This window comes from Clostridioides sp. ZZV14-6153 (assembly GCF_020657855.1).
Lineage (GTDB): Bacteria > Bacillota > Clostridia > Peptostreptococcales > Peptostreptococcaceae > Clostridioides.
This window is the reverse complement of the sequence record NZ_JAGWCZ010000104.1, coordinates 1-226: the sequence shown is the minus strand read 5'-3', so window position 1 is coordinate 226 and position 226 is coordinate 1. Positions and strand designations below refer to the sequence as shown.

Genomic DNA, 226 nt, shown 5'->3' with positions numbered 1-226 from the left:
TTTATGAAAAAGAAGGAAAATTTGTGAGTGGTATGGACTTTTCTAAATGGATAAATAACGAGTATGTACCTAATAATAAAGATATGAAATGGATTAAAGATGTATCCTCTAAAGCTACTAAACAAGCTATTATGAATGGAGATAAAGCCTTTAAAGACTTTTTTAAAGGTGCTAAAGGCTTTCCTAAGTTCAAGAAAGAGAAAAATCAAGATGTAAAAGCATATTT

1 pseudogene is annotated in these 226 nt (G+C 28.3%); it reads left to right on the top strand.

The features are described 5' to 3' along the window. Nucleotides 1–23: 23 nt before the first annotated feature. Nucleotides 24–226: pseudogene (locus KGF46_RS19915) on the top strand (RNA-guided endonuclease TnpB family protein); the annotation flags it as partial.